The 22,236-nt window shown below is 67.4% G+C and carries 18 protein-coding genes; 2 read left to right on the top strand and 16 right to left on the bottom strand.

Annotated features, from left to right (window positions below; genetic code table 11):
• Positions 1-67: 67 nt before the first annotated feature.
• The 6 genes from xylB to ON23_RS34765 all read right to left on the bottom strand — a co-directional run bounded on the left by xylB (position 68) and on the right by ON23_RS34765 (position 7,384).
• Complete coding sequence (gene xylB, locus ON23_RS34790) at positions 68-1,462, bottom strand: xylulokinase (RefSeq protein WP_039784029.1); 1,395 nt, start codon at positions 1,460-1,462, stop codon at positions 68-70.
• Positions 1,463-2,443, bottom strand: a complete 981-nt coding sequence (locus ON23_RS34785) for a zinc-dependent alcohol dehydrogenase family protein (protein ID WP_039784027.1) — start codon at positions 2,441-2,443, stop codon at positions 1,463-1,465.
• Positions 2,444-3,451, bottom strand: coding sequence for a glycoside hydrolase family 172 protein (locus ON23_RS34780; RefSeq protein WP_039784108.1), 1,008 nt, complete (start codon positions 3,449-3,451; stop codon positions 2,444-2,446).
• Complete coding sequence (locus ON23_RS34775) at positions 3,444-4,922, bottom strand: FGGY-family carbohydrate kinase (RefSeq protein ID WP_039784025.1); 1,479 nt, start codon at positions 4,920-4,922, stop codon at positions 3,444-3,446. Before ON23_RS34775 ends, ON23_RS34780 begins: the two co-directional genes overlap by 8 nt.
• Before the next feature lie 2 nt (positions 4,923-4,924).
• Complete coding sequence (locus ON23_RS34770; RefSeq protein WP_039784022.1) at positions 4,925-6,337, bottom strand: L-fucose/L-arabinose isomerase family protein; 1,413 nt, start codon at positions 6,335-6,337, stop codon at positions 4,925-4,927.
• 189 nt (positions 6,338-6,526) lie between these two features.
• Entirely contained in the window at positions 6,527-7,384 is an 858-nt protein-coding gene (locus tag ON23_RS34765; protein WP_051043760.1) for a family 43 glycosylhydrolase, read from the bottom strand.
• A 300-nt stretch (positions 7,385-7,684) separates the two neighbouring features.
• On the opposite strand from ON23_RS34765, the gene ON23_RS34760 reads away from it, so the two are divergent.
• Entirely contained in the window at positions 7,685-8,518 is an 834-nt protein-coding gene (locus tag ON23_RS34760) for an alpha/beta fold hydrolase (RefSeq protein ID WP_157170382.1), read from the top strand.
• A gap of 113 nt (positions 8,519-8,631) precedes the next feature.
• Here the strand turns inward: ON23_RS34760 and ON23_RS34755 are convergent, their stop codons facing one another.
• Positions 8,632-8,922 carry a DUF427 domain-containing protein gene (locus tag ON23_RS34755; protein ID WP_039784019.1) on the bottom strand — a complete coding sequence of 97 codons (291 nt, stop codon included), beginning with the start codon at positions 8,920-8,922 and terminating at the stop codon, positions 8,632-8,634.
• A gap of 198 nt (positions 8,923-9,120) precedes the next feature.
• Between ON23_RS34755 and ON23_RS34750 the strand changes: the two genes are divergently transcribed.
• Complete coding sequence (locus ON23_RS34750) at positions 9,121-9,687, top strand: hypothetical protein (protein ID WP_039784105.1); 567 nt, start codon at positions 9,121-9,123, stop codon at positions 9,685-9,687.
• 70 nt (positions 9,688-9,757) lie between these two features.
• Here the strand turns inward: ON23_RS34750 and ON23_RS34745 are convergent, their stop codons facing one another.
• The 9 genes from ON23_RS34745 to ON23_RS34705 form a co-directional block, all read right to left on the bottom strand.
• Positions 9,758-11,575, bottom strand: a complete 1,818-nt coding sequence (locus ON23_RS34745; RefSeq protein WP_039784017.1) for an acyl-CoA dehydrogenase — start codon at positions 11,573-11,575, stop codon at positions 9,758-9,760.
• Between the two features lie 271 nt (positions 11,576-11,846).
• Complete coding sequence (locus ON23_RS34740; RefSeq protein WP_039784014.1) at positions 11,847-14,006, bottom strand: 3-hydroxyacyl-CoA dehydrogenase NAD-binding domain-containing protein; 2,160 nt, start codon at positions 14,004-14,006, stop codon at positions 11,847-11,849.
• A gap of 4 nt (positions 14,007-14,010) precedes the next feature.
• Positions 14,011-15,222, bottom strand: coding sequence for an acetyl-CoA C-acetyltransferase (locus tag ON23_RS34735; RefSeq protein ID WP_039784012.1), 1,212 nt, complete (start codon positions 15,220-15,222; stop codon positions 14,011-14,013).
• A gap of 107 nt (positions 15,223-15,329) precedes the next feature.
• Positions 15,330-15,857: a hypothetical protein gene (locus tag ON23_RS34730; RefSeq protein WP_223273343.1), complete on the bottom strand. Its 528-nt coding sequence runs from the start codon at positions 15,855-15,857 to the stop codon at positions 15,330-15,332.
• A 67-nt stretch (positions 15,858-15,924) separates the two neighbouring features.
• Entirely contained in the window at positions 15,925-16,980 is a 1,056-nt protein-coding gene (locus ON23_RS34725; protein WP_039784008.1) for a 2,3-butanediol dehydrogenase, read from the bottom strand.
• Complete coding sequence (locus ON23_RS34720; protein ID WP_039784006.1) at positions 16,977-18,119, bottom strand: beta-ketoacyl-[acyl-carrier-protein] synthase family protein; 1,143 nt, start codon at positions 18,117-18,119, stop codon at positions 16,977-16,979. Before ON23_RS34720 ends, ON23_RS34725 begins: the two co-directional genes overlap by 4 nt.
• A 90-nt stretch (positions 18,120-18,209) precedes the next feature.
• Positions 18,210-19,058, bottom strand: coding sequence for an enoyl-CoA hydratase (locus tag ON23_RS34715; RefSeq protein ID WP_039784004.1), 849 nt, complete (start codon positions 19,056-19,058; stop codon positions 18,210-18,212).
• Positions 19,059-19,060: 2 nt separating this feature from the next.
• Positions 19,061-20,557 (bottom strand): aldehyde dehydrogenase family protein, encoded by a 1,497-nt coding sequence (locus ON23_RS34710; protein WP_039784002.1) that lies wholly within the window; start codon positions 20,555-20,557, stop codon positions 19,061-19,063.
• Positions 20,554-22,221, bottom strand: a complete 1,668-nt coding sequence (locus ON23_RS34705; protein WP_039783999.1) for an AMP-binding protein — start codon at positions 22,219-22,221, stop codon at positions 20,554-20,556. Before ON23_RS34705 ends, ON23_RS34710 begins: the two co-directional genes overlap by 4 nt.
• Between the last annotated feature and the right edge of the window lie 15 nt (positions 22,222-22,236).

Here is a 22,236-nt window from a genome sequence, read left to right as displayed (position 1 = left end):
TCCGTTGTCAATGAGTGACCGAGGTGACCTGAAGCCATGTCCGGGATCAGTGTTCGGCATGACGGAGTCAGCTGCCGTACAAGGATTCTCGCGCCCGGCCATAGGCGCTGCGAATCTCCGTGCCCGACGCACGGTCGTCGGGCGCTGGAATCTCGACGGTCGAGACCGCCGGCCACTGCGGTGGTTCGGCACCGCCCCGCAAAGCCCACGCGGCCTGGCGGGCGGCGCCGAGCGCGACGTACTCCTCCGGCTCCGGCACGGTCACTGCCGCCCCGAAGATCTGTGCGGCGATTTCGGCGACGAACGCCGAACGTGAAGCGCCGCCGATCAACAGCACGCGCCGGGGTGTCGCACCGGCCGCGCGGAGGCGGTCGAGTGCGTCGGCCATGTTGCACAGCATTCCTTCGACTGCGGCGCGGGCCAGGTGAGCGGGACGCATTGTCTCCGAACACAACCCGTGCAGGCTGCCGCTAGCATGGGGCAGGTTCGGAGTGCGTTCGCCGGACAGATACGGCAGTAGGACGAGACCGTCGGCACCCGGTGGGGCCTGGCGGGCCAGTGCGTCGAGTTCGCCGAGGCGGATTCCCAGGGCTGTGGCCATCGCCTCGAGCACCCGGGCAGCGTTGAGCGTGCACACCAACGGCAGGAATTGTCCTGTCGCGTCGGCGAATCCGTTGACGAACGGATCGGAATTCAGCTGCGAGGTGCGTGCGAATGCGGTGCCGCTGGTGCCCAGCGAGATCACCACGTCGCCGTCGCCGATCCCGAGGCCGAGCGCGGCCGCCGCATTGTCCCCCGCGCCCGCGGCAACGAGCGCGCCCGATGCGGTGTGTCCAGCGCTCTGCGATGGTTCCAGCACCGTCGGAAGCTCCGGGGTCCGACTGCGGAACGCCTTGGCCAACAGGTCTTCTCGATACCGGCCCTCCACCGCGGACCAGTACCCGGTACCCGAGGCATCGCTCCGATCGGTCGTCGGCGCAGCGTCACCACCGCCGCGCAACCGCCAGGTGAGGTAGTCGTGGGGCAGCATCACGCGGGTGACCCGGTCCGCGAGCTCGGGCTCGTGGTCGGCCATCCAGCGCAGCTTCGCCACGGTGAATGCGGCGACCGGGACGCTGCCGACCGCGTCCAGCCACGCTTGCGGGCCGCCCAGCTCCGCGACGAGGTCGTCGGCTGCCTCGGCGGAGCGGACGTCGTTCCACAGCAAGGCATCTCGCACCGGGCGGTGCGAGTCGTCGAGTGCCACGAGGCCGTGCTGCTGGCCGGCGATCGACACCGCGTCGACCTTGTCGAGCCAACCCTCCCCTGCCTGTTGTAGCGCATTCCACCATGCCTCGGCCGGAACCTCGGTTCCGTCGGGATGCGGCGCGGATCCCCGTGCCAGAACCTCACCGGTGTCGGCGTCGCACACGACGACCTTGCAGGACTGGGTGGAGCTGTCCACCCCGGCGACGGTGGCCATCTATCCGCGCGGGGCGATCTGGATCTTGCGGCCTGCGCCGTCGCGGAACGCCTGCAGCGCCTCCGAGAATTGGTCGAGGCCGAAGGTGTGGGTGACCATCGTGTCGGCGTCGATCGCGCCCTTGCGGACCAGGTCGACGGCCCGCCCGAAGCTGTGCACCACCGCCATCGAACCGACAATGGTGATCTCGTCGTTGTAGATACGGAAGGGTGAGAAGGACGCCGTCGCGTCGCCGGGGGCGACACCGAACTGCTGGTAGGTGCCACCGCGCCGGACTCGGGTGAGGCCGTCTTCGATCGCTGGGATCGCGCCGGTGCAGTCGATGACGACCTCCCAGCCGTGCGGGCGGTCGAACTCGTCGGCGTTCGTGGCGACCGCGTCCGCACCGAGGGTGCGGGCGACCTGCAGGCGGTCGGTATTGAGGTCGACCACCGAGATCGAGGCCGCGCCCGCGGCGACCGCGAGTTGCAGCATCATCAGGCCCATCGTGCCGGCGCCGTAGATCAGGTAGTGCGAGCCCAGCGTCCTTGGTAGCCCGTCGAATCCGTGTACGGCACACGACAGCGGCTCGACGAGCGCGCCGTGCGAGGCGGGCAGCTCGTCGGGCAACGTGAAGCAGTTCGCCTCCGGCACCGCGACGTATTCGGCCATCGCGCCGTTCACCGTGTCGCCGATCGCACCCCAACGTTCGCAGAGGTTGCCGCGACCGATGCGGCAGTAGTGGCAGGCGCCGCAGAACAGCGACGGGTCCACGGCCACCTTCTCGCCGGACCTCGGGCCCTCGACGATCTGGCCGCAGAACTCGTGACCGGGGACGATCGGATACGGCGTGGGTGGAAATTCGCCTTCGACGATGTGGATGTCGGTACCGCAGATTCCGACCGCGGAAACCTCGATGACCACCTCCCCCGGCCCCGGGGTCGGGTCGGGAATCGTCTGCACCGAGTACTCGCCGGGCTTTTCGATCACCAGCGCGCGCATCTACCTTCCCCTTTCCTGGTACCACCATGCGGTGGTGGCGATATCGGCGTCGGCCAGCGGCAGATACCGCCCGCCGTCCTGCCAGCCCAGCGCTTGCAGCGTGACACGTAGCTCCTCGTGGAAGCGGATCGGGTCGCGGACGTGCCAGCGATACATGCCGAATCGTTGCTTCGGCGTGTAGATCTCGTCGTGCGGAAGTACTTGGTGCAGGCCGAGATACGGGCTGGAGTAGTCGCGGTAGGCGCCGTCCAGGTCGAAGTTCCAAGCGCCGCCGAAATAGTCTTCGGTGCCGGTGCCGCAGATGGTCGGGAATTCGTCGTCTCCGTCGAGGTGGAACTTGATTTCGCCCTCGCCCCACCAGCCGGGCGCATTCGGTGCGATCGCCAAATAGGTGCCGACATAGCGTCCGCGGCCTCGGACATCATCGACAATGGTGTGCACCGCCGGTGTTCCGAGCGGATTGCTGTGCCGCCGTTGGCAATGCAGGTAACCGGCGTCCTCGCCTACCTCGATCTCGTCATAGGTGAGTTGGTAGTAGACCGGCACCGATCGTTCGGTGGGGTTGTGCAGGGTGACGCGGGCACGCTCTCGAAAAGGCATGGGCCAGAAGCTGTTCAGACCGCCGGCGGGTGCAACCACCACCATGTCCGAACTCACCAGCGCCAGTTCGTCCCAGCCGTTGCAGAAGAAGTCGCCCAGCGGCACGTCGATCGACGGGTGCGACTCGTCGTCCCAGGTGAAGTTCAGTGTCAACCGACGCAGCACCGTGCGGTCGGTGGTCAGCCAAAAGTGCCGGATGACTCCTGGTCCGGACACGTCGGCCAGTGTCACGGTGGATCCGGCGGCCAGGTCGATCGACGGGGACACCTTCCAGCCGACACCGAGATCACGTGCCGCACCCGCGCCCGTGCCGGTTTCCGCCCGTGCGCCCGCGCCCGGCTCGCCGGTCGGGTTCTCGGGACTGATCGAGCGGGTGCGCGCCCGATCGAGTCGCCAGAGTTCAGCCATGGTCCGCCGTCCGATGTTGTTCCGCGGCAAGAAAATGCGCGATATCCGCAGTCGATTCGTAGAGTTCGCGATAGCGTCGGTAGTACCGTTCGTAGATCGCTTGCCGTTCCGAGTCCGGCTCGACAACCGACGTCACCGGGTTCCACCGGGACGTGTCGACACCGGCGGCTTCCGCGGCCAGCAGGGCATCACCGAGACAGGCCCCGACAGTCTCCGCCGGCAGCTCCTGCGGCAGACCGGTCACGTCGGACACGATCTGGGTCCACAGCCCGCCCTTGGTGCCACCACCGACCGCGACCAGGCGTCGGGCGCGGCCACCGGCGTCGGACATGGCCTCCAGGTTGTGCCGCACCCCGTATCCGGTGGCTTCCAAAGCTGCGCGGTAGAGATCGGCGCGGCCGTGGCTGGTGGTGAGCCCGGCGACGATGCCACGCGCGTCGGGATCGAACAGCGGTGTCCGTTCGCCGGCGAAGTACGGCAGCATCAACAGTCCCCGGCTGCCGGCCGGAACCTTGCCTGCCTCTTCGATCAGGTCGCCGAACTCTCCGCCGACGAGGCGGCGCAGCCAATCCGTGACCGCCCCCGAGGTGGCCATTCCCGCTGCCAGCGAATACGTTTCGGGCCACGCGCCGCAGGTGCCCCACAGGCCGGGGTGTGGGCGCGGTTGGGTGAGGATCTGGACCAGAAACATCGTGGTGCCGTACATGACCATCGCATCGCCGGGTCCGCGTACACCGACGCTGGCGGCTTCGGCCCATGCGTCGACGGTGCCGGTGGTGATCGGAAGTCCTTCCGGAAGCCCGGTTGCTGCAGCACCTTCCGCAGTCACCCGACCCACCAGCTCTGTGGGCCAGGCGAGTTCGGGCAACAGCAGTCCGGGGGCGCACTGCTCGGCCCACTCCGACCACTCTCGTTTGCGCAGGTCGTACATGGGCACGCACTGACTCGCCGACTGATGGTCCAGGACGTAGCGTCCGGTCAACCGATGCACGAGAAAGGAACTCGCCATCAGCAGCATGCGGGTGCGCGCATAGACGTCCGGCTCGTGCCGCGCCAGCCACCGCAGCTTAGGGCCGACGGCCTGGCTGGTCAGCGGCGATCCTGCCCGCTCGAGCACCGCCGCCTCGCCCAATTCGTCTGCCAGCTCGGCGATTTCGACGGTCGCCCGGGTATCGACGCCGTACAGGATGGCCGCCCGCAGCGGATTCCCCTGCGCGTCGGCCGGCAGCAGACACGGACCGATACCGCTGATCCCGAGTCCCTCCAGCCGGGCACCGGCGGCGGCGTCGACCAATTCGCGGGCGATCGCGACGAAGTCCGCCCACCACACCGATTCGGCGTCGTGCTCGACCCAGCCCGGTCGCGGCATCGACACCTCGTGCGGACGCTCGGACCGGGCGAGGACCGTGCCGTCGGCGTCGGTCAGCACGCCCTTGGAACCGGATGTGCCGATGTCGATTCCGATGAACATGGTCACCGACCGAATTCGTCCACGGTGACGCCGAGCAGATCGCACGCGGCGCGCACTGTCGCGCGATGGTCACCGGGTACGGCGTGGATGTGGTTGGCGCCGAACCGGGACAGGAAATCTTCGGCCCGAGCATCCAGACGCGCGAACGCGTGCGGCCATTCGCGGGTCGACTGGTTCATCAACTCGTCGTTGGTGGCGTCGTCGTAGGTCTCGAAGTCACCGAGCATCAACTGCATGCGGTAGTTGCCGTCGTTGCGCGTCAGCCGGCCGAAAGTCATCTGCCCTGGCGCCGCGAGGTGATGGACGGATGCACCGCCTGCCGGAAAGAAGAACACCTCCGGATACAGGTGCACCCGGGACAGATTCTCCGCCGGATCGTCGCTGCGGGCGGCGAACCAGGTGGCGTGCTGGCCGGAGTTGCACAGATCCCAGATATCGCGGTCGGCGTGATAGTGGCGGACGTCGGCGAACAACACCGGCGTCTTCGAGATCTGTTTGAACAGTTGCATGGTCAGCGCACCGTCCATATCGGCCTCGGTGGCGCACACATGCGTGGGTTTCGGACCGTTCCAGTCGTACGGGTCGTTGAGGAACGCCTCGGTGATGTCCATCGTGGCGAAGTACTGCGTGAGTTCGGGCTGACCCTTGATGCCGGAGAAGTCGATATTCCATTCGTCGATCAGCTCGCGCACCGCGAGGTAGGAGCGGACCTGGCGCTCCAGTAGCTCGGGAGTGAGTTTGTCGCCGTCGTAGTGCACGCCCGCGGTGGTTTCCTCCAGCCATACCCTGGCTTTGGAAACCTCAGCGGCATCGGCGAGTTCGGCGCGGCGCACGATCTCCCACTGGTCGATCTCCTCGACGTCGATACCGAAAATACGTTGCCACTGATCGGTATTCGCGACGGCGGTGTTCATGCCCATCGGCCGGCCACCGAACCTGCCGAACGTCGAGCCGCGCAGGCTCGATACCGCCGACGCGGCGCAAGCCTGCACACCGATCTTGGCGATCAGGTCCGGGTCGGCCGGGTCGCCCCACAGCCGAGTGTGCGTCCGGCCGATCTGATCCAGCGCTCCCCCGGCCGCCAGCATCCCGACCATTCCGGGCTGAACCGGATCGATATTGGACAGCAACAGCAGTGCTCCCGGCGTCGCTCCCTGGACGAGCATCGTGAAGTGCGGGAAGGCCCAGACCGCGTAGTGCAGCACCGTGAGATCGACTCCGGCCGAGGCGACTTCGCGGGCCACCGACACAGCGAGGGTGTTGGTGCTGACCGGCGCCGAGCCGCGCACCACCTCGTGTCCGGCGGAGGTCAATTCGGCGACGAGCCGGTCTTCGTTGGTACGGATGAACTCGGCTATGCCGTCGTGCACATAGTCGCGTCCGTCGGAAATGCTGATCACACCGATACGTGCCACGCCGGATCCCTCCAAGAGACGAACGGTCGGACTACTCGCTGCCGGATGGCGGTGTACGCACAGCCCTCCGTGGTTACGCGCGCAGCCGCCTCCGGACTGCGCTTCCACCGCGGTATCCGACGGCGGTGTCCGCACGGCACTCGTGGCAACGCCGCCCTCGGGCCGCGCTCGCACCACTAGAGATATCACTCACGGCGCGGTTTTCGGTGCGGTTCTCCCGATCTCGAGACGTGCGAGCGACACTCCACCCTGTCCCCAGCCGCAACTGGTGATCCACAGGGCGCCGTCGTCGATGACCTCCGCGGCATGCGCGGCGATATGGCCGACACGGTCGTCGATCCGGAAGTGGTAGGGGCTCTCGCCGCGGAATACGTCGGTCCCGACGTAATCGGGCCGCGGGCCGATGAACAGATACCAGGAACCGTTGTGGGACAACACGAATGGCGATTCGGTGTTGCCGGCCTCGGTGCCCCGGGCCGGGTCGGTGAACGCGATCCGCCGCTCGCTCCACGTGCGAAGATCGGTACTCGTGCGGTACGCGACCACATAGTTGCCACCCGTCGGCGAACTCGTCGCGGCGTAGTACATCACCCAGTGGCCGTCGATCCACGCGACCATGGGATCGCGGGCGTCGTATCCGTCGCGAAACACCGGCCCGGCCGGCTCGCGGGTCCACCCGAACAGGTCGTCGGAGGTGGCCACGCAGATCGCCGCCGCCGTGCGATCATCACCGCCACCCGCATAGAACATGTGGTAGCGCCCGTCGGCGCGGATCACGTACGGCGCCCACAGGTGCGTCTCGCCGTAGTCGCGGTCCACGGTAAGCGCCGGCGGGTGTTTGGTCCACGGGCCGTGCAAGTCGTCGGCGCCGGCGTGCGCGAATTCGATTTCGTCGAAAGGATCCGCCGGCTCGGCGTGGGTGATGCCGAACAGGTGCCAGCGGCCCGATTCGTCGCGAATGATGGTGTGGTCGTTGATGTACCACGGCTGCGGCTCGCCGACGCTCGGGTCGTAGATCGTGTGGAAATGCTCGGCCCGGACGCGCACTGCGGGTCCTGCAGGTCGATCGTCGAGACCGGGTCGGTCGGCGGCCGGTCCTTCTGGAAACTCGATCTCGGGCTCGGCCATCCGGCACCTCTCTCCTCGGTCTCGTTCGCCGCCCGGGGCGAGATCCGGCCACGCAGCTCGTCGCGCAGGACAGCCACCTCGCGATCCCATGCGCTGGGCAGAATTCAACCACGCACTCCCCCGCTGCCGGCAGAAATCCGGCCCGATCGCAGTCGGCCTCAGCGGCGAATTGCGCGCGAATACCGACGATCAGCGGAATCGCTTCCACCATCCCCATCGGTGGCGAAGACCTGGTATCGCTCTCTTAATAGACTGCGCGCCATGCGGACAGCGATGACGCTCGACAGCGGCCAAGTCGTCAGCTACATCGACCACGGCGGTTCCGGCCCGGCCGTGCTGCTGTTGCACAGCTACCTGATGGACGCGGACATGTTCGCCCCGCAGGTGCGTTCGCTCGGCCAGTCCTACCGGTTGATCGCCATGGACGAACGCGGCCACGGCGAAACGCCTGCCGACAGCCCCTTCACCTATTGGGACGTGGCCCGCGACGCACTCGGATTGCTCGACCACCTCGGAATCGCTCGGTGCGCGGTGCTGGGTACGAGTCAGGGTGGGTTCATCGGTTTGCGCATGGCCCTCCTGGCACCGGACCGGGTGGCCGCGCTGGTGTTGCTCGGAACGTCGGGCGCCGCCGAGGACCCGCAGGTCGCCGACGCCTACCGGCAGGCCGCTGCCGCATGGCGGCAACTCGGTCCCACGCAGGACCTGCTCGATATGAACGCCGCCATCTGCCTGGGCCGGCACGACGCAACCGAGTGGCAGGCCAAGTGGCGCACGCTTTCCGGAGATCATATCGACCGCGTCCTGACCCCACTGGTCGAGCGGGACGGCATCCTCGACCGGGCATCCGCGATCGACTGCCCCGCCCTGGTTCTGCACGGCTCGGCGGACGCCGCCTATCCGGTCGACCGCGCCGTCGAGTTGGCCGCGGCACTGCCGAACGCCGGGCCGCCGGTGATCATCGACGGCGGCGCGCACTTCCTGTCGCTCACCGATGCGGCCGCCGTCGAACCGCACCTGCTGAAGTTCCTCTCACAATCGCTGCCGAGCTGACTTCGAGGTCCGGTAATCCGAAGCGGGCACCGCGTCGCCTGGTGACAGGGACCCAGGCGACCGGCGATTCCGGATCGATCAGTTCGCCGACCTCTGTCGTTCGCCCGCCGGAGTCATTCGTGGATGGAGACCTTGTTCTTGTAGAACGCGACGTGGCCTTCGATGTTGGCCGCTGCCCGCTTCGCCTCGGGGTAATACCATGCGGCGTCGACGAGAGGGTTTCCGTCACCGACATCCACGGTGTAGTAGCTCGCACGCCCCTTCCACGGGCAGATGGTGTGCGTGTCGGTGGGCGTGAAGTACTCCTGCTTGATCGACTCCGGCGGGAAGTAGATATTGCCCTCCACTGTTTCGTAGTGGTCGGACTCCGCGATGGTGACACCGTTGATCGTTGCCTTTGCCATGCTCCTATTCTGCCCCGGTCGGCCACGCCACGGTGCCACCGAGCCGGGCCCGGCGGCGGCCCCGGTGTTCGCCGTCACAGCTGCCGCCGGCACGGCCACGCTGCCGACGAACGACGACTGCAGCTACACCCGCGGCTCGAGATCGTCCGCAGCCCGGCGGACATGGCCAATTCTGTTGGCGCACTCTACGATCGCCCGGTGACGCTTTCTCCCGCCGATCTGATCGGCTACGTCGACAGTGGCCTCGACGCCGATCTGAGCCGCTGGTTTCCCGACGCCGAACCTGTGGTGGTGCCCGAGCAGACCCGTTCGGCGACACCGTTTCTCGCCCGGCTGGCCCCGGCGGACGCGGCCGCACTGGCCGCGCTGGACGCCCGGGTGCGTTCGGGGGTGATGCCGCAGTTTCTCGACATCTTCGACTGGTCCTACGCCTTCGACTTCGCCGGCAACGAGTGCGGCATCCTCGACGCGGACTACACCACCGAACTCACCGACGCCGACGTCTTCTCCGTGGGTGCCGACGGCGGCGGAAATCTGTTCTGTGTGCTCACCAATGGTCAAGTGGCACTGTGGTTTCACGAGGAGGAGGTCCTCGAGGGCGGCACCCGCTTCGACAATCTCGACGTCTTCGTCTGGTCGTTCCTGCGTTACCGCGCGGTGCGCGCGGGCCGCCTCGAACTCGAGGCCGTGGCGGCGGATTTCCGTGCTCTCGGGCAGGACGGCGCACTGGAACCGCAGCTGGGCCTGCTGAGTCTGATGTCGTGAGAACGCCCCGGCTGTACCCACCCGATTCGATTCGATGCACAATCGATGCATCGAATATGCGGGCACGCGGTCAGAAGATCGACTCGTCGAGAGTCATGACGTCGGGGTCGACGTCGCGGACGATGGTGCGCACCTCGCCGAGTCCCGGCAGCACGTTCTTCGCGAAGAACGACGCGGCCGCCACCTTTCCCTCGTAGAACGGGGTGTTGCCGGTGGCGTCGATCGCGGCGAGCGCGACCTCCGCCTGGCGCAGCAGCAGCCAGCCGACGAGCAGGTCGCCGACGGCGAGCAGAAACCGCACCGACACCAGTCCGATCCGGTACACCGCGGTGGGTTCCCGTTTCGCCGCGGCCGCGTAGCCGGTGAGGGTTTCGACCATATCCTCGACGTCGGCGAGCGCGGTCGCGAGAAGCGAGCGCTCGAGGTCGAGACGGCCGGGGCCATCCGCGAGGAATTTCGCGATCTGCCCGGTCACGTGGTCGAATGCGACGCCTTCGTCCCGAAGGATCTTGCGAAAGATGAAGTCCTGGGCCTGGATCGCCGTGGTTCCCTCGTATATCGAGTCGATTTTGGTGTCGCGAACGTACTGCTCGATCGGATAGTCCTGCAGGAAGCCGGACCCACCGAGCGTTTGCAGGGATTCGGTCAGGCACTGGTATGCGCGTTCGGATCCGACACCTTTCACGACCGGCAGCAACAGGTGATTGAGGTCGAAGGCCGATTCGGCGTCGGCTCCCGACACCGCCGCGGCCGACTCCGGGTCTTGATGCGCGGCCGCGTACAGGTAGAGCGCGCGCAGGCCCTCCGTATAGGCCTTCTGCAGCAGCAGGCCGCGCCGCACATCGGGGTGGTGCGTGATCGGGACCCGAGGCGCGTCCTTGTCCGTCATCCGGGTCAGGTCGCTGCCCTGCACCCGGGTCGTCGCATAGGCGAGTGCGTTGAGATATCCGGTCGACAGGGTGGCAATCGCCTTGGTGCCGACCATCATTCGCGCGTATTCGATGACCTTGAACATCTGCGCGATGCCGGTGTGCGAGTCGCCGACGAGCCAGCCCACGGCGGGGATGCCGTGGCCGCCGAAGGTCAGCTCGCAGGTCGCCGACGCCTTGAGCCCCATCTTGGCCTCCAGGCCGGTGACGAACACGCCGTTGCGGGCACCGAGTTCTCCGGTGCCGGAGTCGAAATGGAATTTCGGTACGACGAACAGCGACAGCCCCTTGGTCCCCGCCGCGGCGCCCTGGGGCCGCGCCAGGACCAGATGCAGGATGTTGTCCGAGATATCGGAATCGCCGCCGGTGATGAAACGCTTCACCCCCTCGAGATGCCAGCTGCCGTCGGCCTGCGGAATCGCCGTGGTCCGGGCGGCTCCGACATCGGAGCCGGCGTCGGCTTCGGTCAGCGCCATGGTGCCGGACCACTCACGCTCGGCCGCGAGTTCGGCCCACCGCCGCTGCGTGGGGTTACCCAGGTCGTGCAGAATCGCGGCGTTCTGTGGTCCGCTGGTGTAGACGAAGGCCGCCGGTTGAGCTCCGAGCAGCAGCTCCCAGATCGCCCACTTGACGGCGGCGGGTGCCGGAGTGCCACCGACCTCCGGTTTGAGTCCGACCTTGTGCCAACCGGCATCCCGCCAGGCCAGCGTCGATTCGACGAACGACGCGGGCAGCGACACCGCGTGCGCGGCCGCATCGAACGTCGGCGGCGTGCGGTCCGCGTCGGCGAACGATTCCGCCACCGGCCCTTCGGCCAGCCGCGCCGCTTCCGCCAGCATCGCGCGAACCGTGTCGGCATCCAGGTCGCCGAACGCCCCCGAGTCGAGAACGCGGTCGAGCCCCAGCACCTCGAACAGGTTGAACTCGAGGTCGCGGATGTTGCTCCTATAGTGGCCCACCGTGGACGCCTCCCTATGCTGGTTCGATCGGATCAGGAAATCACCACGCGCGCAGCAGATCTCAGCGGCGGCGGTCCGGCACGGCGGGGTGAGATTGTGTTCCGCGAACGGATCGCGGCCCGGCGCTCGGCTCCTCGACACCGGCGTCCGGTCGCGAGCCGGACGCGGAATCCGCTTGCTGCGCAGCGGTTCCGCCGTCCGACATGCCCGCGCCCTGACTCCGGTAATTGACGCAAGACCAGATGAAACCCGTGACGATCACGGCGCCGGCCTACTCGTAGATCTCACCCTTGCCGGCCTTCTCCACCAAGGACCGCGGCGGCAGGAAATGCTCACCATAGCGTTCAGCCAATTCCCGGGCGCGTGCGACGAAACCCGCCAAACCACCCTCGTATTGATTGATGTACTGGACGACACCGCCGGTCCACGCCGGGAAGCCGATACCGAACAGTGAGCCGATGTTGGCGTCCTCCACCGAGTTCAGCACACCCTCGTCGAAACACCGGACTGTTTCGAGGGCCTCGGCGAACAGCATCCGATCGCGCAGATCCGCGAGCGGAATCCGGGTGCTGCCGCTGTTGAAGGCCTCGCGCAGACCCGGCCAGATGCCGGTGCGTCGCCCGTCGACGTAATCGTAGAAGCCGGCCCCCGTGGAGCGGCCCTTGCGGTCGAATTCGTCGATCATGCGGTCGAGGACGGCTTCCGAGCCGTGCGGGGTCCAGTGCCCACCCGCGGCCTCGACCGCGGCGCGTGTCTCCAGCCGGATCTTGCGGGGCAGCGTCAAGGTCAGCTCGTCCATGAGTTGCAGCGGCGGCGCCGGATAACCGGCCTGTGCGGCCGCCTGCTCGATGGATGCGGGTTCCACCCCCTCCCCGACCGCCGCCACGGCCTCGTAGATGAAGGTGCCGATCACGCGCGAGGTGAAGAAGCCACGACTGTCGTTGACGACGATGGGTGTCTTGCCGATCCGCAGCACATAGTCGAAGACCTTCGCCAGCGTCGCGTCGGACGTCTTCTCGCCACGGATGATCTCCACCAGCGGCATCTTGTCCACCGGCGAGAAGAAGTGGATGCCGATGAAATCGTCCTGTCGCCGCACGCCCTGGGCGAGATCGGTGATCGGCAGCGTGGAGGTGTTCGAACCGAGCACGGCGTCCGGGGCGACGACTTCCTCGATCTCGCCGAATACCTTCTGCTTCAGTTCCGGGCTCTCGAATACGGCCTCGATCACCAGATCGACACCGGCGAGGTCGGCAGGATCGGACGTCGGCGTGATCCGGGCGAGCAGCGCGTCCGACGCTTCCTGTGTGGTTTGCCCGCGCGACAACGCTTTTCGCTCGAGAGCGACCGCGTACCCCTTGCCCTTCTCGGCGTTCTCCGGTGAGACGTCCTTCAGCACCACGTCGATGCCGGCCTTCGCGGTCACGTAGGCGATGGCCGCCCCCATCATTCCGGCGCCGAGTACGCCGACCTTCCACGGGACGTACTTCTCGAAGCCGTCGGGGCGGGAACCACCCGCGGTGATCCGCTTCAGATCGAAGAAGAACGCTTTGGTCATATTCTTCGCGACCTGACCGGTGACGACATTGACGAAGTACCGCGTCTCGATCCTCGACGCGGTCTCGAAGTCCACCTGCGCGCCCTCGATCGCGGCGGCCAGGATCGCCCGCGGTGCGGGCAGCGGCGCACCCTTGACCTGTTTGCGCAGGTTGGCGGGCAGGCTCGAGAGGTGCGCGGCGAACGCCGGATCCGTCGGCGACCCACCGGGAATCCGGTAGCCCTCGGCGTCCCACGGCTGCCCGGCACCGGCATCGGCCTTGATCCACGCCTTGGCCCTGGGCAGGAGTTCGTCCACCGCGGACACCACCTCGTCCACGAGGCCGAGTTCCGCGGCCCGCGCGGGGCCGTGCCGCTGTCCCTGTAGCAGGACGTTCCGGGTCGCGCTGCGGATCCCCAGCAGCCGGGTGGTGCGCACGACGCCGCCGGCGCCCGGCATCAACCCGAAGGTCACTTCGGGCAGACCGACGACGGTGCCTCGCACATCGGCCGCGATGCGGTGATGCGTCGCGAGCGCGATTTCGAAGCCGCCGCCCAGGGCCGCGCCGTTGATGGCCGCGACGACCGGCTTGCCCAGTGTCTCCAGTCGGCGCAGCTGCGCGTTCATCGCGGTGGCGGCCTCGGTGACATGCTCGGCGTGCTCGGGTGTCGCCCGGATCAGATCCCGCAGATCACCACCGGCGAAGAACGCCTTCTTCGCCGAGGTGATCACGACGCCGGTGATCGAATCCTTTTCCGCTTCCAGCCGTTCCACGGTCTGAGCGAAGGACTCCTGGAAGTCGGCGTTCATCGTATTGGTCGCCTGGCTGGGGTCGTCCAGGATCAGCACGACGATGCCGTCGGAATCCTGTTCCCAGCGAATTGTTTTCGTCATATCCTCACACCCGCTCGATGATCGTCGCGATACCCATGCCGCCGCCGACGCACAGCGACACCAGTGCCCGCCGGGCCTGTCGTCGCTCGAGCTCGTCGACCATGGTGCCGAGGATCATCGCGCCGGTGGCGCCGAGCGGATGTCCCATCGCGATCGCGCCGCCGTTGACATTGACCTTCTCGTCCGGCAGGTTCAGGTCCTTCATCCATTTCAGGACGACCGAGGCGAACGCCTCGTTGAGTTCGAACAGGTCGATGTCGTCGACGGTGAGACCGGCCTGATCGAGCACCTTCCGGGTCGCCGGGGTGGGACCGGTGAGCATGATGGTCGGATCGGATCCCGTGATCGCCGCGGCGACGATGCGGGCGCGCGGGACCAGACCGAAATCCTTGCCCACCTGTTCGTTTCCGATCACAACCAGTGCGGCGCCGTCCACGATGCCGGAGGAGTTACCGCCGGTGTGCACATGCTCGATCTTCTCGATCCAGTGATACTTCTGCAGTGCCACCGCGTCGAAACCGCCTCGCTCACCGATGGTTTCGAATGCGGGCCGAAGTTTGCCGAGGGTCTCGACGGTGCTGCCCGGACGGCGATGCTCGTCGTGGTCGAGGATCGTCACACCGTTGATGTCCCGCACCGGCACAACCGATTTCGCGAAATGCCCGCCCGACCATGCGGCCTCGGCGCGGTCCTGCGACCGCACGGCGAAACGATCGACGTCCTCGCGGGAGAACCCCTCGATGGTCGCGATCAGATCGGCGCCGATGCCCTGCGGGGCGTGCAAGGTGTCGTAGGTCAGTACCGGGTCGTGGTACATCGCGCCGCCGTCGGCGCCCATCGGTACCCGCGACATCGACTCGACACCGCCGGCGATGATCAGGCTCTCCCACCCCGAACGCACCCGTGCCGCAGCCTGATTCACCGATTCCAGACCCGAGGAACAGAACCGGTTGAGCTGCACGCCCGCCACTGTGTCCGGCAAACCGGCACCCATCGCGGCGGCGCGCGCGATGTCGCCACCCTGATCACCCACCGGGGAGACGACACCCAGCACGATGTCGTCGATCGCGGCGGGATCCAGGCCGGGATGACGCGCCCGCAATTCCTCGATCAGGCCGATCACCAGATCGACCGGCTTGGTCCCGTGCAGCGACCCACCCTTGTTCTTGCCGCGAGGCGTGCGGATCGCCTCGTAGATATACGCCTCGTTGGTCACGCCGCCAGTCCCTGTTCAGCCATATCGATAACTTCGCTTTCGTCGAAAAAATGGAATGCGTGGCGTGCGGGCGAAATCTTCGGCACGCCGGTGCCACGCAGGCGCGACTAACCGGGCACGTTGATCGACCGGCCTTGCGCCTCGGCGTCCCGGAACGCATCGTGCTGGGCGATGGTCGGGGCCGTATCACGAATTCGCGTCACACCGGGCAGGCTTTCGAAATTGGCGCCGAGCTGCTCGGTCATCATCTCCCCGACCAGCGGGTCGGTATACATCCGCTCGCCGCAGATCAATTTCGTCTCCGGATCGAACGACATCACCACCAGATACAGGCCGTTGACACGTTCGCCCTGCCGGGTGGTGAACGTCATGTGCGCCTCGCGCATCAGCGTATTCGCGGCCACGCCGTACACCCGTGCCTCGGCGGCGACATCGCGCCCCTGATTACCGCTCAGAATCCGCCGATACGTTTCCCGCACCGCGTCCTCGCCGTCGACCGCCAACCCCACGAACGCCAGCTCGTAATGGGGGTTGGGCGCCAACGTCGCCATCGTCGCCTCGACATCCTGTTCCAGCTCGGCGATTTCGTGAGCCAGCAGGACTTCTTCCATTTCCCTCAGCGTCATGTCGGACATGTGATCGAACCTCTCGAATCAAAACTGTGGGCGGTGGTTTTCCATTGCGCCGGGGGACGCATGGTGGTCACTTCGCCCGGATGAGGACCTTCGCGCCGGTACCCGTGCGCAGCGCCTTGATGGCGTCGACGACGCCTTCCAGCGGGATTTCCTCCACCCAGCCGGTGGTGTCGTAGATGCCGTCGGCCATGGCGGCGATCACGGCATCGAATTCCTCGGGCAGATATCCGACGGCACCGACGATCTCGGTCTCGCCCATCATCATGTGGGTCGGGTTGAATTCCATCGGGTGCTCGTGCAGCGAGACGACGACGACCCGGCCGCCGGGGGCGAGGCTCGCCAAGGCAGAGGTGATCGCCGCACCGGCTCCGGCCGCTTCCACGGCCACGTCCACACCTGCCCCATCGGTCAATTCGGCGACGGCGGCGGCCAGATCCTCGTTCACCGGGTCGACGACGGTCGCGCCCAGCGCCTGGAGGATCTTGCGGCGGGCGGCACTCGGCTCGGACACGAGCACCTTCTCCACTCCGCGGGCCTTGAATGCGAACCAGGCGCCGATGCCGATCGGTCCCGCGCCGGCGACGAGAGCGGTCCCGCCGGGCTTGAAGCCGGTACGCGAAACGCCATGCCAGCCAACGGCCATCGGTTCGACGAGCGCACCCATCCGCAGGTCGACATTGTCGGGAAGCAGGTGCAGCGCCGAGGCGTTCACCGTGGTGAACTCCGACAGGCCGCCACCGGTCGCGCTCGCGCCGAGCGAGCCCATCATCGGGCAGGAGAACGGCAGGCCGCGCCGGCACGCCACGCAGGTACCGCAGGAGATCTCCAACGGAAATACCGCGGCACGGTCACCGACCTTCACCCGCGTGACGCCCTCGCCGATCTCGACGACGGTGCCCGCGAACTCGTGCCCCAGCACCTGCGGCAGCGTGGCACCGGTCAGCGGATGGGACCGGTGCACGTCCCACGGCACGGATTCAGGGTAATAGTAGAAGTGCAGGTCGGAGCCGCAAATACCGGAGTAGGCATTGCGCAGCTTCACCTGGCCGGGACCGGGCCGGCCGGGGTCTGACACCTCCTCGATGCGGACATCCTCCTTGCCGTAGAACAGGGCGGCCTTCATTGTTTCTCCTTTTTCACAGTGGCCGGTGTTCCCGGCGAGACGACGGTGTCCTTCCACCCTTTCGGCGCGATCGAATCGGCGAGAGTGAGGACCAGGGCGGTGGTGTGATGGACATCGGAGGACAGCAGCGCACCGGCCAGACCACCGGTGGCTTCCAGCGAATTCACCATGGTGACCAGCGAGCGCAACGAGCCCGACCGGGAAAGATGACCGAAGGCGAGGTCGCCGCCGCGCGGGTTCACCAGATACTCGTTGATGCCGGTTTCCTTGATCCAGGCCACCGGCGTGACGGCGAATCGTTCCGGGACCTCGAGCTGGTCCAGGCACCCGAGCGTGATCGCGCAGGGGGCGAGCAGTTCGTTCAGAGTGCCGGAATCGAGTGGGGCGATACCGAATTCGGCGCAGGAACGAATCACGTCGGTCACGTGCAGGCGCGCGCGGAATCCGACGCCCAGCTCGTTGGCTTTCGCCTCTCCGGCGAGGATGATCGCACTCGCGCCGCGTGCCGGGTGGGCCGGCACAGCGCCCTCGGGGCGACTGTGCCCGGCGCCTTCCCCGCCACGGAACGAATCGTCCGCGTCCGGCTTACGGAACAGGTCGGTGGCGTAACCGGCTGCGGGACAGACGATCTCGTCCGCGAAGTCGCGGGCCGCGGCACATTCGGCGGAACGGCTGTAGGACGATCGGGCCCAGCCGGCCATCTCCTCGGGTGCGACGTCCCACCACGCCGCCACCAGTTGTGCCGTCTGCTGTTGGCGGTGCAGCGCCGCGGTATCGACGTGGTTGCCGGTGGCGCGCGCCCCGAAATCCGTGGCCGCGACGACGGCGACCATCTCCGGATTCTTCTCGATGGTCCGCACCGCCCGCGCCACGCTGCGGGCACTGCTCGCGCTGACCGTGGTCGTCAGTCCCAGCGGCGGCGGTTCGAAGCTCCAGCCGGCCGGGCCGGACGCACAGCGCGTCGGCAGACAGCGGGGATCGGCGAGGAACAGCTCGCTGACTTCCGATCGGTCGAGACCGGTTCGGTACAGCAGAGCGGTGATGACGTCCTCGGTGAGCCCCGGGGGCGTTTCGGGCAGGTCTGGATCATCCGGGATGACTGCTGACCGGCCGGCATCGATGAGCACGACGCTGGTCATCTTGGCCTCTTCAGCACTGAGTGGGACGACTGTGGGTCAGTCGGGGTGGGAATTCGGGGCGCGGCGCCCGCCGGTCGGCACGGTCCTCGATCACGCTCCGGGCTTCGCCGCGAAGGTTCGCTGCAAGAACCCCGGATCGATCGGCAGACCGTGGATCTGCTGGTTGTGGCTGTGGCACAACTGGTGATAGGCGAACGAGGTCTGCATCGCATTCGCGCGACCCTGGTTGTCCTGGGCCACGTTGACGGCCTCTTTCGCCAATTTCAATGCGAACAAAGGCTTTTCGGCAATGCGGGACGCGAGCCGCAGCGTGAACGATTCCAGCTCGTCCACGGACACCACGTGATTCACCATGCCGAGTCGATGGACCTCGGCGGCGGTGAGGAAGTCGGAGGTGAACAACATCTCCTTGGCCTTGCGCACACCGACCTCGAACGGGTGGTTGAAGAACTCCACGCCCGCCACGCCCATCGACACCGTGTTGTCCTGGAACAGCGCATCCTCGGTCGCGACGATCAAATCGCAGGGCCACACGAGCATGAGCCCACCGGCGATGACCTTGCCCTGAACCGCGGCGATCGTCGGTTTCGGGAGGTTGCGCCACCGCTCGGACAGACCGAGGTACATCTCCTTCTCGACCGCCATCTGCGATTCCGCACCGGCACAACCGAATCCGCACCAGGTACCGACCCGGCGGTGGTCGGTGACCACCTGCACGGCATCGGTTTCGCGCAGATCGTGTCCCGCGGAGAAGTGCGGACCGGCGGCCGCCAGGATGATCACGCTGACCGAATCATCCTGCGCCGCACGATCGAACGCGTCATTGAGCTCGTACAGCATGCGCATGCTCTGCGCATTGCGCGCCTCGGCGCGGTCGAGGACGATGCGGGCGACCTTTTCGGCGGGCCGCTCGTAACGAATGGTCTCGAATCCCGTCATGGTCACCCCTGCCCGTCGGAGCCGCGCAGCCGGGCGGTGACCTCGGCGGCCGCGGCGGCGGCAGCGGCGGCGACGGCCTCGACACGCTCGGGTGTCAGCGGCGGCACGAGCGCACCGGCCAGCCCGCCCGGCAGGTCGTGGGAGGCGACCGGGCGCTGGTGGGAGAACGTGTCGAATCCGGCCTTGCCGTGGTAGGCGCCCGAACCACTCATCCCGACGCCACCGAACGGCACGGCGGGATTGCTGTAGGCCAGTCCGAAGTCGTTGCGCGACACACCACCCGAGGTGGTCCGCACCAGGAACCGCTGGAAGTCGTCGGTGTCGCCGCCGTACCAGTAGGCCGACAGCGGATGTTCACCGGCAGCGACGTAGGCGATGGCCTCGTCGACGTCGGAGTAGGTGTGCACCACCAGCACCGGGCCGAAGATCTCCTCGTTGTTGATCTCCGCGTCGGGCGTGGTGTCGAGCAGCAGCGTCGGAGGCAGGCGACGAGACTCCGGGCCGGGCACCCGATCCTTCTCTCCCTCCGGCACGATCACGATCTCCGTCGCGCCCTTGGCCTTGGCGTCGGCGACGAGCCCGGTGACACGAGAGTAGTTGGCGTCGTTGACGATCGACACGACATCGGGGTTGTCGGCGAAGGTCGGGAAGTAGGTCAGCACCGCCTGGCGGTAGGCCGCGACGAAGGCGTCCCGGCTCGGCGCGGGCACGAAGGCGTAGTCCGGCGACAGGCACACCTGCCCGTTGTTGAACAGCCGCGCGGCCGCGATCCGCGCCGCCGCATCCGCGACATCCGCATCGGGTGCGACGATCGCCGGATTCTTACCGCCGAGCTCGAGCGTCACCGGCACCAGGTTCTTGCCCGCCGCCGTGGCGACGAGGCGTCCGACCTTCGGTGAGCCGGTGAAGAACAGGTGGTCGAAGCGCAGGTCGGAGAACGCGGCAGCGGTCTTCAATCCGCCGTTGACGACGGTGACCTCCTCCGGGCTCATCCGCGAGGCCACCGCGCGAGCGAACACCGCACCGGTGCGCGGGGTCATATCGGAGAACTTGATCATCACCCGATTGCCGGCCGCGAGCGCTTCGACCGCGGGCACGAAGACGAGCACGAGCGGGAAATTCCACGGGCCGATCACGCCCACAACGCCTTTGGGGCGATTCTGGACGAAGGCCGGAATGGCGCCACCCATGGCCGCGGGCACCTCGGTGGGAGCCATCCACGCTTCCAGCTCCTCCCTGGTGTCGGCGATCTCCGGCAAGCCGCCGAGGATGTCGACCTCCAGTGAGGTGGTCGCCGGGCGAGCGCCGAAGTCGGCGTTCAGCGCCGCGGCGAGTTCGTCCCGGTGTTCCAGGACCGCGGCCACCAGACGATCGATGCGATCACGCCGGGTCGCGGCATCGGGGATCGGGTCGAGTGCCTGCGCGGCGCGCTGGGCATCGAGGAGGCGCTGCAATTCCTCGGGCGCGACGTCGACGGTCGGTTCGGCGGTCATAGTCATTTGATCAATTCCTTTACGGTCAGGTCCTGGGTGGCGATCTCGGCGGCCCATCGGTAGTCGGCCTTGCCCGCCGGGCTGCGGACCACCGAGCCCACGCGGACAACGGCTTTCGGCAGTTTGTAGCGGGCCAGCCGCTCCGCGGCGTCGGCGAGCAGTTCCTCGTCGGTCGGGTCGAATCCGGGAAGTACCTGCACGACCGCGACGACCTCGCTGCCCCAGCGCTCGCTGGGCCGGCCCACGACGACGACATCGGCGACGGCGGGGTGGACGATCAGCGCCTCCTCGACCTCCTCGGCGAAGATCTTCTCGCCGCCGGAGTTGATCGTCACCGAGTCGCGGCCGAGCAGTTCGATGGTGCCGTCGGCGCGGTGGCGCGCCCGGTCGCCGGGCAGTGCCACGCGACGGCCCGCGATGACGGGGAAGGTGCGCTCGGTCTTGTCGCGGTCGCCGAGGTAGCCGAGCGGGATGGCGCCGTGGCGGCCGAGCCACCCCGTCTCGGGGTCGCCGGGTTCGAGGATCCGGGTGCGGTCCTCGTCCACCACACAGGATCCGGCCGCCGCGCTGAAGACACCCGAAACCGCCGGGGCCGCACTGGTACTCACGTTCGTCAGCTGTGATCCGGTCTCCGAGGAGCCGGCGACATCGGCGATGGCGACATGCGGCAGCAGCCGCAGGATGCGGTCCTTCACCGAGGCGCTCGCGACCGCGCCGCCGGTGCCGATCATCTGCAGCGAACGCCCGTGGTGTCCGCCGCGTTCGAACTCGTCGCACAGCGGGGTCGCGAACGAATTGCCGACGAGGTTCATCAGCTGCACGCCCTCACCGTCGATCACCCGCCACACCGAGGCGGGATCGAGCCGGTCCACCACGTCGGGGAAGACGACGGCCCCGCCGGTGAGAATGCCGGCCATGGCCAGCCACTGCGCCGCCGCGTGCATCAGCGGAGGTAGCGGCAGCACGACTCGCCGGTCGCTGCCGACGGCCAGGTCGACACCCGCGGCGAGCGACGGTACCTCGAAGAAGCCCTCGGGAAGGAAAGCGGCCAGAGCACTTTCGAGGATTGCCGCCTGAGTCCACAACGTGCCCTTGGGCATTCCGGTGGTACCGCCGGTGTAGACCATGTAGAGGTCGTCGGCCTCCGGTGCCGTCTCGGGAGCCTCGGCGCTCGACGCCGACAGCGCGTCCTCGTAGTCGAGGGCGCCGGGCAGCAGGGCGTTGCCGGACTCGTCCGCGACCTGGAGCAGCAGCGCCGGCGGCTCACGCAGCGAACCGAGAACCGCACCGAGGGTCGGTGCGAAACGGGCGTGGTAGACGATCGCGCGCGGCGCGGAATCGTTGAGCAGGTAACTCAGCTCGGCTTCGACATACCGGTAGTTGACGTTCAGCGAGGCCGCCCGGGCGGTCGCCGCGCCCAGCATGCCCTCGAGGTATTCGTTGCCGTTGTACAGATACAACGCGACGTGGTCCTGGCCGGACTCCCACGGCCGCAGGTCGGCGCGCTGGCGGTGAATCGTGATCCCGTGCGACAGCAGGAGATTCGCCAGCCGGTTGACTCGCCCCGCGACATCGCGGTAGCTGAGCCGGCGGTCCCGGAACACGATGCAGTCGCGCTCGGGTGCCGCCGCGGCGATGCCGGCGAACAGCTCGGCGTGGTTGTAACGCATCAGATCTCCATCGGA

The organism is Nocardia cerradoensis NBRC 101014 (assembly GCF_000308535.1).
Classification (GTDB): Bacteria; Actinomycetota; Actinomycetes; order Mycobacteriales; family Mycobacteriaceae; genus Nocardia; species Nocardia cerradoensis.
The sequence above is the reverse complement of the archived record's forward strand: the minus strand, read 5'-3'. Positions and strand labels throughout refer to the sequence as shown.

What these genes read in the sequence shown, in the direction of transcription:
- xylB (WP_039784029.1), bottom strand. Translation starts at nt 1,462, where the DNA reads ATGGCCACCGTCGCCGGGGTGGACAGCTCCACCCAGTCCTGCAAGGTC.
- ON23_RS34785 (WP_039784027.1), bottom strand. Translation starts at nt 2,443, where the DNA reads ATGCGCGCGCTGGTGATCGAAAAGCCCGGCGAGTACTCGGTGCAGACG.
- ON23_RS34780 (WP_039784108.1), bottom strand. Translation starts at nt 3,451, where the DNA reads ATGGCTGAACTCTGGCGACTCGATCGGGCGCGCACCCGCTCGATCAGT.
- ON23_RS34775 (WP_039784025.1), bottom strand. Translation starts at nt 4,922, where the DNA reads ATGTTCATCGGAATCGACATCGGCACATCCGGTTCCAAGGGCGTGCTG.
- ON23_RS34755 (WP_039784019.1), bottom strand. Translation starts at nt 8,922, where the DNA reads ATGGCAAAGGCAACGATCAACGGTGTCACCATCGCGGAGTCCGACCAC.
- ON23_RS34740 (WP_039784014.1), bottom strand. Translation starts at nt 14,006, where the DNA reads ATGACGAAAACAATTCGCTGGGAACAGGATTCCGACGGCATCGTCGTG.
- ON23_RS34730 (WP_223273343.1), bottom strand. Translation starts at nt 15,857, where the DNA reads ATGTCCGACATGACGCTGAGGGAAATGGAAGAAGTCCTGCTGGCTCAC.
- ON23_RS34725 (WP_039784008.1), bottom strand. Translation starts at nt 16,980, where the DNA reads ATGAAGGCCGCCCTGTTCTACGGCAAGGAGGATGTCCGCATCGAGGAG.
- ON23_RS34720 (WP_039784006.1), bottom strand. Translation starts at nt 18,119, where the DNA reads ATGACCAGCGTCGTGCTCATCGATGCCGGCCGGTCAGCAGTCATCCCG.
- ON23_RS34715 (WP_039784004.1), bottom strand. Translation starts at nt 19,058, where the DNA reads ATGACGGGATTCGAGACCATTCGTTACGAGCGGCCCGCCGAAAAGGTC.
- ON23_RS34710 (WP_039784002.1), bottom strand. Translation starts at nt 20,557, where the DNA reads ATGACTATGACCGCCGAACCGACCGTCGACGTCGCGCCCGAGGAATTG.
- ON23_RS34705 (WP_039783999.1), bottom strand. Translation starts at nt 22,221, where the DNA reads ATGCGTTACAACCACGCCGAGCTGTTCGCCGGCATCGCCGCGGCGGCA.